Origin of the sequence: Bacillus atrophaeus, assembly GCF_039519175.1 — a bacterium.
Classification (GTDB): domain Bacteria; phylum Bacillota; class Bacilli; order Bacillales; family Bacillaceae; genus Bacillus; species Bacillus atrophaeus.
Map to the genome: position 1 here is coordinate 1,851,233 of NZ_CP154443.1, position 12,899 is coordinate 1,864,131.

A 12,899-nucleotide genomic window follows, 5' to 3' on the forward strand; every position below is an offset into this window, starting at 1 on the left:
TTTGACTATAACGTTTCAAGATTTTCAATTAAGTTCTGATCTCATGAAAGCTATAAATCGCTTGGGATTCGAAGAAGCAACACCGATTCAGGCAGAAACGATTCCGCTCGGACTTCAGCATAAAGATGTCATTGGACAAGCGCAAACAGGTACAGGTAAGACAGCTGCGTTTGGTATACCCCTTGTTGAGAAAATTAACCCCGAGTCTCCTAATATCCAAGCAATTGTAATCGCGCCAACACGTGAATTAGCTATTCAAGTATCTGAAGAATTATATAAAATCGGACAAGATAAACGTGCGAAAGTTCTTCCTATTTACGGCGGACAGGATATTGGACGACAAATCCGTGCGTTAAAGAAAAACCCGCATATCATTGTCGGTACGCCGGGGCGTCTTCTTGACCACATCAACCGCCGCACACTGCGTCTGAACAACGTAAACACTGTTGTTATGGATGAAGCGGATGAAATGCTTAACATGGGATTCATCGAGGATATCGAATCTATTCTTTCCAATGTTCCTAGCGAGCATCAAACGCTGCTTTTCTCTGCTACAATGCCTGCGCCGATCAAACGGATCGCAGAACGCTTCATGACAAATCCGGAGCATGTAAAAGTAAAAGCAAAAGAAATGACGGTTTCAAACATCCAGCAGTTCTACTTGGAAGTGCATGAACGTAAAAAATTCGATACATTGACTCGTTTGCTTGACATCCAGTCTCCTGAACTTGCGATCGTTTTCGGCCGCACAAAACGCCGCGTTGACGAATTGACTGAAGCTTTGAACCTTCGCGGATACACGGCTGAAGGAATTCACGGCGACTTGACGCAAGCTAAACGTATGGTTGCGCTCCGTAAGTTTAAACAAGGTGCGATTGAAGTTCTTGTGGCGACTGACGTAGCTGCCCGCGGACTTGATATCTCAGGTGTAACTCACGTATATAACTTTGACGTGCCTCAAGATCCTGAAAGCTATGTTCACCGTATCGGAAGAACAGGCCGTGCAGGAAAAACAGGTATGGCGATGACATTTATCACACCGCGTGAAAAAGACATGCTTCGTGCAATTGAGCAAACAACGAAGCGTAAAATGGACCGCATGAAAGAGCCTACACTTGATGAAGCAATTGAAGGACAGCAGCAGGTTACTGTTGACCGCCTTCGCACGATCATCAGTGAAAACAACTTGAACTTCTACATGACTGCTGCAGCAGAGCTGTTAGAAGATCATGACGCAGTGACAGTTGTGGCAGCGGCAATTAAAATGTCCACGAAAGAGCCTGATGATACACCGGTTCGCCTTACAGACGAAGCACCGATGGTAGGCAAACGCCATAGAAACCACCGCTCTTCAAAAAGAAGAGATGGCGGCGGCGGACAAGGCGGCGGCTATCGCGGAAAATCAAAAAGCAACAGCCGTTCTTCCTATGATAAAAAACGTTCGTCTAACGACCGACGTCCTTCAGGGGAAAGACGCCAGAAAAAATCATATTAATAAAAAAAGAAGCGAATCCATTTAATGGATTCGCTTTTTTTGTATGCCGCAAAATGAAACTTTTCTTTGATAAAAACGTATTTGTATGTATGATAAAGAAAACGGGAGGTTGGTATTTTGAGAGGGCAGCCCAAAAATCAAATCAGTCCAAACGGATTAAAAGTTTGGAGATTTCAAGAAATCATTGTATCCGCTGTTTGTTTACTTATCGTTATAGCGGTTGCCGTACTAAGCTATTACTTTCACTGGCCATATTGGATAACCGGAGTGCTCGCTGTTTTGTTGGTTCTGGAATCAGTGCTCACCATTGTGTTTATTCCGAAAATCCGGCACAGAGTGTGGCGTTATGAAGTTCATGAAAATGAAATTGATATACAGTCAGGCATCTTTGTGGTTACGCGTGTCATTGTGCCGATGGTCAGGGTGCAGCATGTGGATACCTCACAAGGACCGCTTTTGAGGAAGTATAATCTGGCCACAGTCAAAATCTCCACAGCCGCCACCACTCATTCCATTCCTGCACTCGAAATGGAAGAAGCGGACCGGTTAAGAGATTCGATTTCGCGTTTGGCGAGGGTGACTGAAGATGATGTCTGAACCGAAACGCCTTCACCCGGCGGCGATGATCTTAAATTTATTCCATATCATCGTTCAAACGATAAAAAACATCATTCTTCCATTCTTTTTCGTGTTCGTCGTCAACTCTAACCATGCGATTCGTTTTTACGGGGGCATCGCGCTTGGTATTTTGTTTATTTGGCTCATAGCGGCCAGCATCATCAAATGGAGAAAATTCACCTACAGGATTGAAGCGGATGAAGTTAGAATAGAAGAAGGTTTGTTTTTTACGAAAAAGAGATACATATCCATGGAACGGATTCAATCTATGAATACGAGCGCCGGTCTGATACAGCAAATATTCAAATTGGTGAAGCTGCAAATTGAAACGGCCGGCGGAGGAAAAGACGCGGAAGCCGTATTATCGGCCATCTCTTTAGAAGAAGCAGAAAGAATCAAAAGAGCAGTCTTTACCCAAAAAGAAAAGATTAAGGACATGGGGGAAGAAGGCCCTGTAATGAAGGAAGACGAAGCGCCTGAAACCGAAAAAATCCATGCCCGCTACCAGATGGGTATAAAAGAGCTGCTCGCTGCAGCTTCGACTTCTGGCGGAATCGGTGTCATTATTTCAGCCGTCATTGCGCTTTTTTCGCAAATTGATGAATTTCTGCCGATGGATTGGTTTTATGATAAATTCTCTTTCCTGAAAAGTGCCAATATAGGCATGTATGCAGTTCTCATTTTTATCGGCTTATTTATCGCATGGCTCCTCAGTATTGCGGGGATGATGATAAAATACGCCAACTTCCAAATTGAAAAAAAAGAGCATGAGCTGGTCATTTCGCGGGGGATTATCGAAAAGCATCAAGTGACGATACCGCTCCGCAAAATCCAAGCGATTAAAATCAAAGAAAATATCATCAGAGAGCTTTTGGGCTTTGTGACCGTCACGATTGTCAGCGCGGGCGGCGGCGATAACGAAAAAGAAGGCGCTTCGACCATACTGTTTCCCGTCATCCAGAAAAAAAAGCTGGCGGGCATACTGAGAACGTTTACGCCGGAGTATACATTTGAAGCAAAAAGCCATCATCTGCCAAAGCGGGCATTAAGACGATATCTTTTCCGTTCAACGATATTTTCAATCGTGCTGATCATTCCGTTATGTATCTTTTTCCGGCCATGGGGATATTTTTCTCTTATCTTGCTGCCGATCGAATTAGTCTTTGGCTATTTAGCGTATAAGGACTCCTCTTGGCACATCAGCGGGGAAAAGCTTCAGCTCACCACAAGATTTGTCGGAAAAAACACGGCGATTATACTCAGAAGAAGAATGCAGATTTATAAAGTCAGCCAATCCTATTTCCAGACAAAAAAACAGCTCTCTACCATCTCAACTTCTGTTAAATCATCTAACAATATGGAAGAATTAACGGTAAAGGATATTGAAGCGGAGGACGCGCAGCACATTTTTCGATGGTATACGTACGAAAAAGCGGACGGTTAAAACCGCCGCTCTTTTTTTTGGACACATAAGAATGAAAGAACAAACCCGCCGACAAGCCCGAACAGGTGGGCCATAACATTAATATTTGAATTGATAAACGTCATGAGAACGGCCACAACGAGCAGTGTGATAATCATTTTCGAATTTTCCTGATCAATAAGTTCTTTTCGGTAAAGAACCATATACAGATAGACACCGAACAAGCCGAATATCGCGCCTGAAGCGCCCACATGCACGTAATCAAGCGATTCAGTGAAGTAGGTGCCGACATTTCCGATTATGCCTGATCCGACATATACAAGAAGAAAACGGGCTTTTCCAAGCAGCCGTTCTAAAGCGGGAGCAAATAAAAAGATGGACATCGAATTAAAAAGAAGGTGGGCAAATCCGGCATGCAGGAAAATAGGTGTAATCAGCCGCCACCATTCTCCGTTAGCCACCCCGAGGTTATAGCCTGTTACGGCATCTCCCCATAATATGACCGAATGAATGGGCAATTTGAAAAAAATCCACAAAACTGATTGAATGGCTAATATACAAGCAACGGCGGGATAAAGCCTGATAAATGTTTGGAAATTTTCAGTTCGTATAAACATCATGAGCCCCTTTGCCATCATTTTTGGTATTTATATAGTAACACGTTTATGAGATAAACCATTTAAATAGTACAGACTTTCAGGAGGGATCATCCCATATGATTCACGGTATTGGTATAGACATCGTTGAGCTTGATCGAATCGCTTCCTTGTGCCGCCGGCAGGAAAGATTCGCTGAACGGATTCTGACTGAATCAGAACAAGCCCAGTATGAATCGCTCTCAGCAAAGAGGAAAATTGAATTTCTCGCTGGCAGATTCGCCGCGAAAGAAGCATTCTCAAAAGCATTTGGAACAGGAATAGGCAAGCATCTCAGCTTTCAAGATATCGAAGTGAAAAAAGATACCCATGGCAAACCCTCTATCGTATGCGCGAAACTCAGTCAGGACAATGTTCACGTATCCATCACACATACGAAGGAATATGCGGCAGCGCAGGTTTTGATTGAAAGGTTGTCAAGCTAGTCTGCATATTCGTACGGTCCCTCTCATATATTTGATAATGCATTAAGGGAGACAAGTTGTTTGAGGCTTTTATGGTACGCAGCCGTTCTGTCTAAAAGAGTGTTCCAAGCGTACCGTTAAAGTCAAACAAGCGGTTTCTTCCTTTTACATCAATTGAGAAGAAGGGGTTGAAAAAGGTGAGAAAAAGCTTTGTTTTGCTTTTAACGGGACTGCTTGCTGTCCTTATTCTTTCTGCCTGCGGACAAAAGTCACAGGAAGATGTCGTAACTGGATTAGACAAAAAGGCGAAGGAATACACCTCATACAAAGCAAAAGCAAAAATGACCATCGAGACAGGAAGTGAACCGCAGGTATACAACGTGGAGATTTGGCACAAAAAACCTTCTTTATACCGGGTTTATTTAGAAAATCCGAAGAAAGATCAAAATCAGGTCATTTTACGAAATGACAACGGAGTATTTGTTCTCACGCCGTCTTTAAATAAGAGCTTCCGGTTCCAAAGCGACTGGCCGAACAACAGCAGCCAGGTTTACTTATTTGAATCACTTGTGAAGGATGTTCAAAATGATTCGGACGCTGTTTTCTCTTCAAAAGAATCAAAATACGTGTTTGAAACAAAAACAAACTATCAGCACAACAAAATGCTGCCGACACAAGAAATCACATTCAACAAAAAGGATATGAGCCCATCATCCGTAAAAGTGATGGACACAGACCGCAAAGTCATGGTGAAGGTTGAATTCAGCAACTTCGAATTCAATAAACAATTTGACAAAGAATCATTTGACGAAAAGAAAAATATGACCCTTTCCCAAATGGATGTTGCCACAAGCGCGAAGCCTTCAGACACATTTGCTGTAAAAACGCCGCTGGAACTGCCTCTGGGCGTGAAGAAGCTTGAAGAAAAAGATATTACAACTGAAGAAGGGCGCCGGATTGTCATGACCTACGGCGGAGAAAAATCATTCACCTTAATTCAGGAAAAAGCTCAAGTCGCTAAAGCTTCTACATCCGTTACATTGAACGGAGAGCCTGTTAATCTGGGGATGACAATCGGAGCTTTATCAGATACGTCCTTATCGTGGACACATGAAGGAGTCGATTACCTTCTGTCATCGAAAGACCTGACCCAGGAAGAGATGGTGACAGTTGCGAAAAGCATGCAAGGGCAATCATCAAAATAAACACCAAGAGGCCGATTCATCTTTGGCCTCTTTTTTCGTAAATACTAACAGCAAGCCGCTGAAATGGACGGATGCTCCTCAGTAAAAAAATTCCTTAAGTAGGGAGTTTCACTTTGTCCTTTGTTTTTAGTATGATATGAAGTGAATAAACACTAGGAAGTGTCCTGATGAACATAAAACCGTTTTACAGAGATACGTGGGCAGAAATTAACTTGTCTGCGATAGAAGAAAATGTAAGCAATATGAAAAAGCATATCGGTGACCGCGTTGAGCTAATGGCGGTAGTGAAGGCAAACGCCTACGGCCATGGTGATGCGGAAGTGGCCGAAGCGGCATTGTCCGCAGGTGCTTCATGCCTTGCTGTTGCCATTTTGGATGAAGCGATATCATTGCGAAAACGCGGCCTGGCCGCGCCTATTTTGGTGCTTGGAGCCGTTCCGCCGGAGTATGTGGAGATAGCGGCTGAATATGACGTTACGCTGACAGGCTACTCAGTCGAATGGATACAGGAAGCTGCCCGCCACATAAAAGAGACCCCCGTCCACTTTCATCTTAAAGTAGATACGGGAATGAACAGACTCGGCGTCAAAACAGAAGAAGAAGTCCAAAACGTGATGAAAATTCTGGAACGCAATCCCGGCTTACTATGCAAAGGCGTTTTTACTCATTTTGCAACAGCCGATGAAAAAGACAGAAGCTATTTCCTCATGCAGTTTGAACGATTTAAAGAGCTGATTGCTCCGCTTCCGTGGAAGCAGCTCATGGTTCACTGCGCAAATAGCGCCGCCGGTCTGCGTCTGAAAAAAGGCTTTTTTAACGCGGTCCGATTCGGAGTCGGCATGTACGGGCTTCGTCCGTCCGCTGAAATAACAAACGAGATTCCGTTCCGTCTGCACCAGGCATTCACCCTGAACTCCACTTTGACCCATGTGAAAAAAATACACAAAGGGGAGAGTGTCAGCTATGGCGCGACATATACGGCTGAGAAAGACCAATGGATCGGCACGGTGCCGGTCGGTTACGCGGACGGGTGGCTGCGAAAACTGCAAGGAACTGAGGTTCTCATAAACGGCAAAAGGCTCAAAATTGCAGGAAGAATCTGCATGGATCAATTTATGGTTGAACTGGATAAAGAGTATCCCCCGGGAACCAGAGTCACGTTGATCGGCAGACAAAAGGACGACTGCATAACCGTTGATGAAATCGCCAGCCGGCTGGAAACAATTAACTATGAAGTGACATGTACAATAAGTTCCCGCGTTCCCCGTATGTTTTTGGAAAATGGGAGTATAATGGAAGTAAGAAATCCTTTATTGCAGGAAAATGCAAGCAAATAGCCTCTGTTACAAAAAGAGAATCTATAAAACAGCTTTGCTTGATGTGTGAATAATGGTATGATTATCACTGGATGGATAAACGAGTCGTATCCGTAAGTTTGGTGGAGGTGTATGTTTTTTGTCTGAATCCAGCGCAACAACCGAATTGATGATTAGCTTGCCGGAAGCACTAGTAGCTGAATTGGATGGTGTAGCGATGCGGGAGAAACGAAGCAGAAACGAACTAATATCACAAGCAGTGAGAGCCTATGTCAGCGAACGCACAACTCGTCACAACCGTGATTTGATGAGACGCGGATATATGGAAATGGCGAAAATCAACCTGAATATTTCTTCTGAAGCTCATTTTGCTGAGTGCGAAGCAGAAACGACCGTTGAGCGCTTAGTCAGCGGAGGATAATCATTTGATTGTTAAACGCGGCGATGTTTATTTTGCTGATTTATCTCCTGTTGTTGGCTCAGAGCAAGGCGGAGTGCGCCCGGTTTTGGTGATTCAAAATGATATCGGAAATCGCTTTAGCCCAACTGCTATTGTTGCAGCCATAACAGCCCAAATACAGAAAGCGAAATTACCAACCCACGTCGAAATTGATGCGAAACGCTACGGTTTTGAAAGAGACTCCGTTATTTTGCTGGAACAAATTCGGACGATTGACAAGCAAAGATTAACGGATAAGATTACTCATCTGGATGATGAAATGATGGATAAGGTTGATGAAGCCTTACAAATTAGTTTGGCACTCATTGATTTTTAGTAATATTTTCTTGGTTGCTCATAAGGGGCAACTTTTTTTGTTTTCGAAAAAAATTAACGCTATAATAGATAAATAAAGATATAAAATGTTGCTTTTTGCCGGGAGGTACAATGAAATGCCGAATCAGACGATACATGGGTTCATTTCAGAGAATCAGAATGAACTGCTCGAACAGTGGACAAACACGTTAAAGAAACTAAGTGATCAAGAATCATATCAGCTGACTGATCAAGTGTACAAAAATATATGCAAAGATTATATAGAGATTCTTCTTTCTTCTTCAACAGCAACCATTGCTGAGGAACAAGTAAGCGAACTGGCGCTCAGAGCCGTTCAAATCGGTCTGTCCTTAAAGTTTTTAGCTACAGGCCTTTCGGAATTCTGGAAACATCTTTACAAGGAAATGAATGACGGCACTTTAACAGATCAAGAAAGTACGGAGTTAATCTGGCAGATTGAAAGTTTTTTCAATCCGATCAACACGGAAATCTTAAACCAATATTCAATCTCTTGGGAAAAAACCGTCTCCCTTCAAAAAATCGCGCTTCAAGAACTTTCTGCGCCGCTTATTCCGGTGTTTGAACATATCACGGTTATGCCGCTTGTCGGAACGATTGATACCGAACGCGCAAAAAGAATTATGGAAAACCTGCTGAATGGCGTGGTGAAACATCGCTCACAGGTTGTTTTAATCGACATTACGGGGGTTCCGGTTGTCGATACAATGGTTGCCCACCATATTATTCAGGCATCAGAAGCGGTAAGGCTTGTTGGAGCAAAATGCCTGCTGGCGGGAATTCGGCCGGAAATCGCTCAAACCATCGTCAATCTGGGAATAGATTTATCACAGATTATTACTAAGAATACCCTTCAAAAAGGAATTCAAACAGCATTGGAAATGACAAATCGAAAAATCGTTTCATTGGGGGAATAACATTTTGAGACATCCGAAAATCCCGATCCTGAAACTATACAATTGCTTATTAGTCTCCATTCAATGGGAGCTTGACGATCAAACCGCATTGCACTTTCAAGAGGATCTATTAAATAAAATCTATGAAACAGGCGCAAACGGAGTTGTTATTGATCTCACCTCAGTCGACATGATTGATTCGTTTATCGCGAAAGTACTGGGTGATGTGATTACAATGTCAAAATTAATGGGTGCCAAAGTTGTCTTAACAGGAATTCAGCCTGCTGTAGCCGTTACGCTGATTGAACTCGGCATAGCGCTTGAAGAAATTGAAACAGCGCTCGATTTAGAGCAAGGGCTTGAGACATTGAAGCGGGAATTGGGGGAATAGCTATGAACGACCAATCCTGTGTAAAGATCATGACAGAATGGGACATCGTGGCCGCGAGACAGCTTGGGCGAAACGTTGCGAAAGAATTAGGCTTCGGAACTGTTGACCAGGCAAGAATCACGACGGCTATTTCAGAGTTAGCAAGGAACATCTATTTATACGCCGGTAAAGGTCAAGTCTGCATCGAACAGGTAGCTGACAGAGGCAAAAAAGGACTTAAAATTATAGCGGAGGACACAGGACCCGGAATTGCCGATATCCGCAAAGTAATGGAAGACGGCTTTTCAACATCTGGCGGGCTTGGAGCGGGGCTTCCGGGCGTAAAGAGGCTGATGGATGATTTCAGCTTAAATTCCGTTGCGGGGCAAGGTACGGAGATACAAGCCATCAAATGGCTTCGGTAGGAGGTAAGAAAGTGGATTTCAAGGAGGTTATTGAGCAGCGGTATCATCAGCTGCTTAGTCGATATATAGCCGAATTAACAGAAACATCTTTATATCAAGCTCAAAAATTCAGCCGAAAAACAATCGAGCATCAAGTTCCTCCGGAAGAAATTATCAGTATTCACCGTAAAGTGTTAAAGGAACTGTATCCGGATCTGCCTGGAGATGTTTTTCATTCGCTGGATTTTTTAATAGAAGTCATGATAGGTTACGGGCTCGCATATCAGGAGCATCAAACCCTCAGAGGAATACAGCAGGAAATCAAATCGGAAATAGAAATCGCTGCGAACGTGCAGCAAACTCTTCTCGAAACAAAAATCCCGCAAGAAGAAGCTCTGGACATTGGCGCAATCAGTGTTCCTGCTAAACAAATGAGCGGAGATTATTATCATTTTGTCAGAGATAAGGAATCTATTAACATTGCAATTGCCGATGTCATCGGGAAAGGCATACCGGCCGCTTTATGTATGTCGATGATTAAGTATGCAATGGATTCTTTGCCTGAAACCGGAATCCACCCTTCACAAGTGCTTAAAAATCTCAATCGCGTAGTTGAGCAAAATGTTGATCCGAGTATGTTTATTACGATGTTTTACGCGAATTACAATATGAACAGCCATAAATTCACATATGCCTCGGCGGGGCATGAACCTGGTTTTTATTATTGTAAAAAAGAAAATAAATTCTATGATTTAACAGCCAAAGGTTTGGTTCTCGGCATCTCGCAGGATTTCGATTACGAAGAATATGAACAGCATCTGGATGAAGGAGATATGATCGTTTTATTTTCCGACGGCGTGACAGAATGCCGGTCAGAAGACGGTTTCTTGGAGCGTCTTGATATACAGAAGCTGATAGAGGAACATATGTATTGTCCTGCACAAGAGATGGTGCAAAATATTTACGAAAGCCTTCTTAAATTGCAGGATTTTCAGCTTCATGATGATTTTACGTTAATTGTTTTAACAAGAAAGGTTTAAAGAATAAAAAGCCCGGGTATTAGACCATTAGTAAAAAGGACACTTTTGAGGTGATAAAAATGAATTTAACGGTCAATGTTAAACAAAACGATAATGATATACAAGTACAAATCGCAGGAGAAATTGATGTGTATTCAGCTCCGTCACTTCGTGAAAAGCTGGTGCCTCTGGCAGAACAGGGAGCAGACATACACATCTGCCTGAAGGATGTCAGCTACATGGACAGCACGGGCCTTGGCGTATTTGTCGGCGTGTTTAAGACAGTCAAAAAAGAAGGCGGCTCGCTAAAGCTTGAAAACCTTTCTGAACGGCTGATCCGCCTGTTTGAGATCACGGGTCTGAAGGACATCATTGATATTTCTGCAAAGTCAGAAGGTGGGGTACAATGAAGAATACAGTAGATTATATAGAGATGAAAATACCGGCTGAACCGGAATACGTGGGAATTGTCAGACTTACGCTGTCGGGTGTGGCGAGCAGAATGGGCTATACGTACGATGACATCGAAGACCTTAAAATCGCAGTAAGCGAAGCCTGTACAAACGCGGTTCAGCATGCGTATAAAGAGGATAAAAACGGAGAAGTGTCAGTGAGATTCGGTGTATATGAAGACCGCTTAGAGGTCATTGTCGCAGATGAAGGAGACAGCTTTGATTTTGATCAGAAGCAGCAGGATCTAGGTCCTTACACACCTTCACACACCGTAGAACAACTATCAGAAGGAGGACTCGGCCTTTATTTAATGGAAACGCTGATGGATGAAGTCAGAGTGCAGAGTAACTCAGGCGTAACCGTGGCGATGACAAAGTATTTAAACGGGGAGCGAGTTGATCATGGCACAACCATCGAAAACTACGAAACTAACTAAGGATGAAGTTGATCGGCTTATAAACGAGTACCAAACCAATCAGGATGATTCGGCGCAGGAAACGCTTGTCCAAGTCTATACGAATCTTGTCGAAGTGCTGGCGAAGAAATATTCAAAAGGCAAAAGCTTTCATGAAGATCTTCGCCAAGTAGGCATGATCGGTCTTCTCGGTGCGATCAAAAGGTATGATCCGGTAGTCGGCAAATCATTTGAAGCTTTCGCGATTCCGACGATCATCGGAGAGATTAAACGTTTCCTCAGAGATAAGACGTGGAGTGTGCACGTTCCAAGGCGAATCAAGGAACTCGGACCCAGAATTAAAATGGCGGTAGACACACTGACCACAGAAACGCAAAGATCGCCAAAGGTCGAAGAGATTGCCGAATATCTCGATGTTTCCGAGGAAGAAGTACTGGAAACAATGGAAATGGGAAAAAGCTATCAGGCATTGTCTGTGGACCACAGCATTGAAGCGGATGCGGACGGAAGCACTGTAACCATTCTCGATATCGTCGGCTCACAGGAAGACGGATATGAACGCGTCAATCAGCAAATGATGCTGAAAAGTGTGCTCCATGTTCTTTCTGAACGTGAAAAACAGATTATCGATTTAACGTATATTCAAAATAAAAGCCAAAAAGAAACAGGGGACATTCTCGGTATATCTCAAATGCACGTCTCGCGTCTGCAGCGTAAAGCAGTAAAGAAACTCAGAGAGGCCTTGATTGAAGATCCCTCTATGGAGCTAATGTAATGATCCAGGTTGAAGAAAACCAACATATCCATACCCTTGTATATCAATTAAATAAAGAAGGCAAATCCATTTGCGGGGACAGTTTTTACATCAAAGCGGATGATCAGGAATTAGTGTGTGCGGTAGCTGACGGCCTTGGGAGCGGAACACTTGCGAATGAATCTTCATCAGCCATCAGAGATCTTGCTGAAAGCCATGCGGATGAAGATGTCGCAAGTATCATCGAACGCTGCAATCAAGCGATGAAGAACAAACGAGGAGCTACGGCCTCTATTTTAAAAGTTGATTTCGCAGCAAGGCAATTTACGTACTGCTCTGTCGGAAACGTGCGTTTTATTCTATACTCCCCATCAGGTGAATGCTTTTATCCTCTGCCTGTGTTAGGTTATTTATCAGGCAAGCCGCAGAAATACAAAACTCACACTTTTTCATATGAAAAGGGATCAAAATTTATCATTCATACAGATGGATTAAACGTTCCCGACATTCGCTCGTATTTAAAAAAAGGGCAGTCAATCGAAGAAATATCGAATTCTCTTAAAATATACACCACATCCAGAAATGACGACTTAACCTATATTTTAGGGCAGCTTTTATAATAAGCTGCTTTTTTTAGGTGTTTTTTTCTGATTTTGTTACACTAGAGTAAGAATGAAT

The 12,899-nt window shown here is 43.1% G+C and carries 17 protein-coding genes; 16 read left to right on the top strand and 1 reads right to left on the bottom strand.

Annotated elements, in window-relative coordinates:
* Nucleotide 1: 1 nt before the first annotated feature.
* The 3 genes from cshA (at nt 2) to AAHT65_RS09510 (ending at nt 3,557) form a co-directional block, all read left to right on the top strand.
* A complete protein-coding gene (gene cshA / locus AAHT65_RS09500; protein WP_010789634.1) occupies nt 2-1,495 on the top strand; it encodes a degradosome RNA helicase CshA in 1,494 nt (497 codons plus the stop codon).
* Between the two features lie 117 nt (nt 1,496-1,612).
* Complete coding sequence (locus tag AAHT65_RS09505; RefSeq protein ID WP_003328134.1) at nt 1,613-2,092, top strand: PH domain-containing protein; 480 nt, start codon at nt 1,613-1,615, stop codon at nt 2,090-2,092.
* Entirely contained in the window at nt 2,082-3,557 is a 1,476-nt protein-coding gene (locus AAHT65_RS09510; RefSeq protein ID WP_327852469.1) for a PH domain-containing protein, read from the top strand. The genes AAHT65_RS09505 and AAHT65_RS09510 overlap by 11 nt, the downstream gene beginning before the upstream one ends.
* Here the strand turns inward: AAHT65_RS09510 and AAHT65_RS09515 are convergent.
* Nucleotides 3,554-4,153 (bottom strand): rhomboid family intramembrane serine protease, encoded by a 600-nt coding sequence (locus AAHT65_RS09515; RefSeq protein ID WP_106034462.1) that lies wholly within the window; start codon nt 4,151-4,153, stop codon nt 3,554-3,556. The genes AAHT65_RS09510 and AAHT65_RS09515 overlap by 4 nt on opposite strands.
* 98 nt (nt 4,154-4,251) lie before the next feature.
* Here AAHT65_RS09515 and acpS point away from each other — a divergent pair, with 98 nt between their 5' ends.
* The 13 genes from acpS to AAHT65_RS09580 all read left to right on the top strand — a co-directional run bounded on the left by acpS (nt 4,252) and on the right by AAHT65_RS09580 (nt 12,841).
* Nucleotides 4,252-4,617 (top strand): holo-ACP synthase, encoded by a 366-nt coding sequence (gene acpS / locus AAHT65_RS09520; protein ID WP_088116552.1) that lies wholly within the window; start codon nt 4,252-4,254, stop codon nt 4,615-4,617.
* Nucleotides 4,618-4,784: 167 nt separating this feature from the next.
* Nucleotides 4,785-5,801: a LolA family protein gene (locus AAHT65_RS09525; protein ID WP_094231401.1), complete on the top strand. Its 1,017-nt coding sequence runs from the start codon at nt 4,785-4,787 to the stop codon at nt 5,799-5,801.
* A gap of 167 nt (nt 5,802-5,968) precedes the next feature.
* Nucleotides 5,969-7,138 (top strand): alanine racemase, encoded by a 1,170-nt coding sequence (gene alr / locus AAHT65_RS09530; RefSeq protein ID WP_343311411.1) that lies wholly within the window; start codon nt 5,969-5,971, stop codon nt 7,136-7,138.
* 118 nt (nt 7,139-7,256) lie between these two features.
* Nucleotides 7,257-7,538 carry a type II toxin-antitoxin system antitoxin EndoAI gene (gene endB, locus AAHT65_RS09535; RefSeq protein WP_214917186.1) on the top strand — a complete coding sequence of 94 codons (282 nt, stop codon included), beginning with the start codon at nt 7,257-7,259 and terminating at the stop codon, nt 7,536-7,538.
* Nucleotides 7,539-7,542: 4 nt separating this feature from the next.
* On the top strand, nt 7,543-7,893 hold the full coding sequence (ndoA, locus tag AAHT65_RS09540) for a type II toxin-antitoxin system endoribonuclease NdoA (RefSeq protein WP_003156187.1): 351 nt from the start codon (nt 7,543-7,545) through the stop codon (nt 7,891-7,893).
* Between the two features lie 115 nt (nt 7,894-8,008).
* Nucleotides 8,009-8,827, top strand: coding sequence for an RsbT co-antagonist protein RsbRA (locus AAHT65_RS09545; RefSeq protein WP_106272957.1), 819 nt, complete (start codon nt 8,009-8,011; stop codon nt 8,825-8,827).
* A 4-nt stretch (nt 8,828-8,831) separates the two neighbouring features.
* Nucleotides 8,832-9,197 (top strand): RsbT antagonist protein RsbS, encoded by a 366-nt coding sequence (gene rsbS, locus AAHT65_RS09550; protein WP_010789626.1) that lies wholly within the window; start codon nt 8,832-8,834, stop codon nt 9,195-9,197.
* Between the two features lie 2 nt (nt 9,198-9,199).
* Nucleotides 9,200-9,601, top strand: coding sequence for a serine/threonine-protein kinase RsbT (rsbT, locus tag AAHT65_RS09555; RefSeq protein WP_003328144.1), 402 nt, complete (start codon nt 9,200-9,202; stop codon nt 9,599-9,601).
* Nucleotides 9,602-9,612: 11 nt separating this feature from the next.
* Nucleotides 9,613-10,620 carry a PP2C family protein-serine/threonine phosphatase gene (locus tag AAHT65_RS09560; RefSeq protein WP_088116555.1) on the top strand — a complete coding sequence of 336 codons (1,008 nt, stop codon included), beginning with the start codon at nt 9,613-9,615 and terminating at the stop codon, nt 10,618-10,620.
* 59 nt (nt 10,621-10,679) lie between these two features.
* Nucleotides 10,680-11,009: an anti-sigma factor antagonist RsbV gene (gene rsbV, locus AAHT65_RS09565; protein ID WP_010789624.1), complete on the top strand. Its 330-nt coding sequence runs from the start codon at nt 10,680-10,682 to the stop codon at nt 11,007-11,009.
* Entirely contained in the window at nt 11,006-11,488 is a 483-nt protein-coding gene (gene rsbW / locus AAHT65_RS09570) for an anti-sigma B factor RsbW (RefSeq protein ID WP_003328147.1), read from the top strand. Before rsbV ends, rsbW begins: the two co-directional genes overlap by 4 nt.
* Nucleotides 11,454-12,242, top strand: a complete 789-nt coding sequence (gene sigB / locus AAHT65_RS09575) for an RNA polymerase sigma factor SigB (protein ID WP_003328149.1) — start codon at nt 11,454-11,456, stop codon at nt 12,240-12,242. The genes rsbW and sigB overlap by 35 nt, the downstream gene beginning before the upstream one ends.
* Nucleotides 12,242-12,841 carry a PP2C family serine/threonine-protein phosphatase gene (locus AAHT65_RS09580; protein WP_003328150.1) on the top strand — a complete coding sequence of 200 codons (600 nt, stop codon included), beginning with the start codon at nt 12,242-12,244 and terminating at the stop codon, nt 12,839-12,841. The genes sigB and AAHT65_RS09580 overlap by 1 nt, the downstream gene beginning before the upstream one ends.
* The last annotated feature ends 58 nt before the right edge of the window (nt 12,842-12,899 follow it).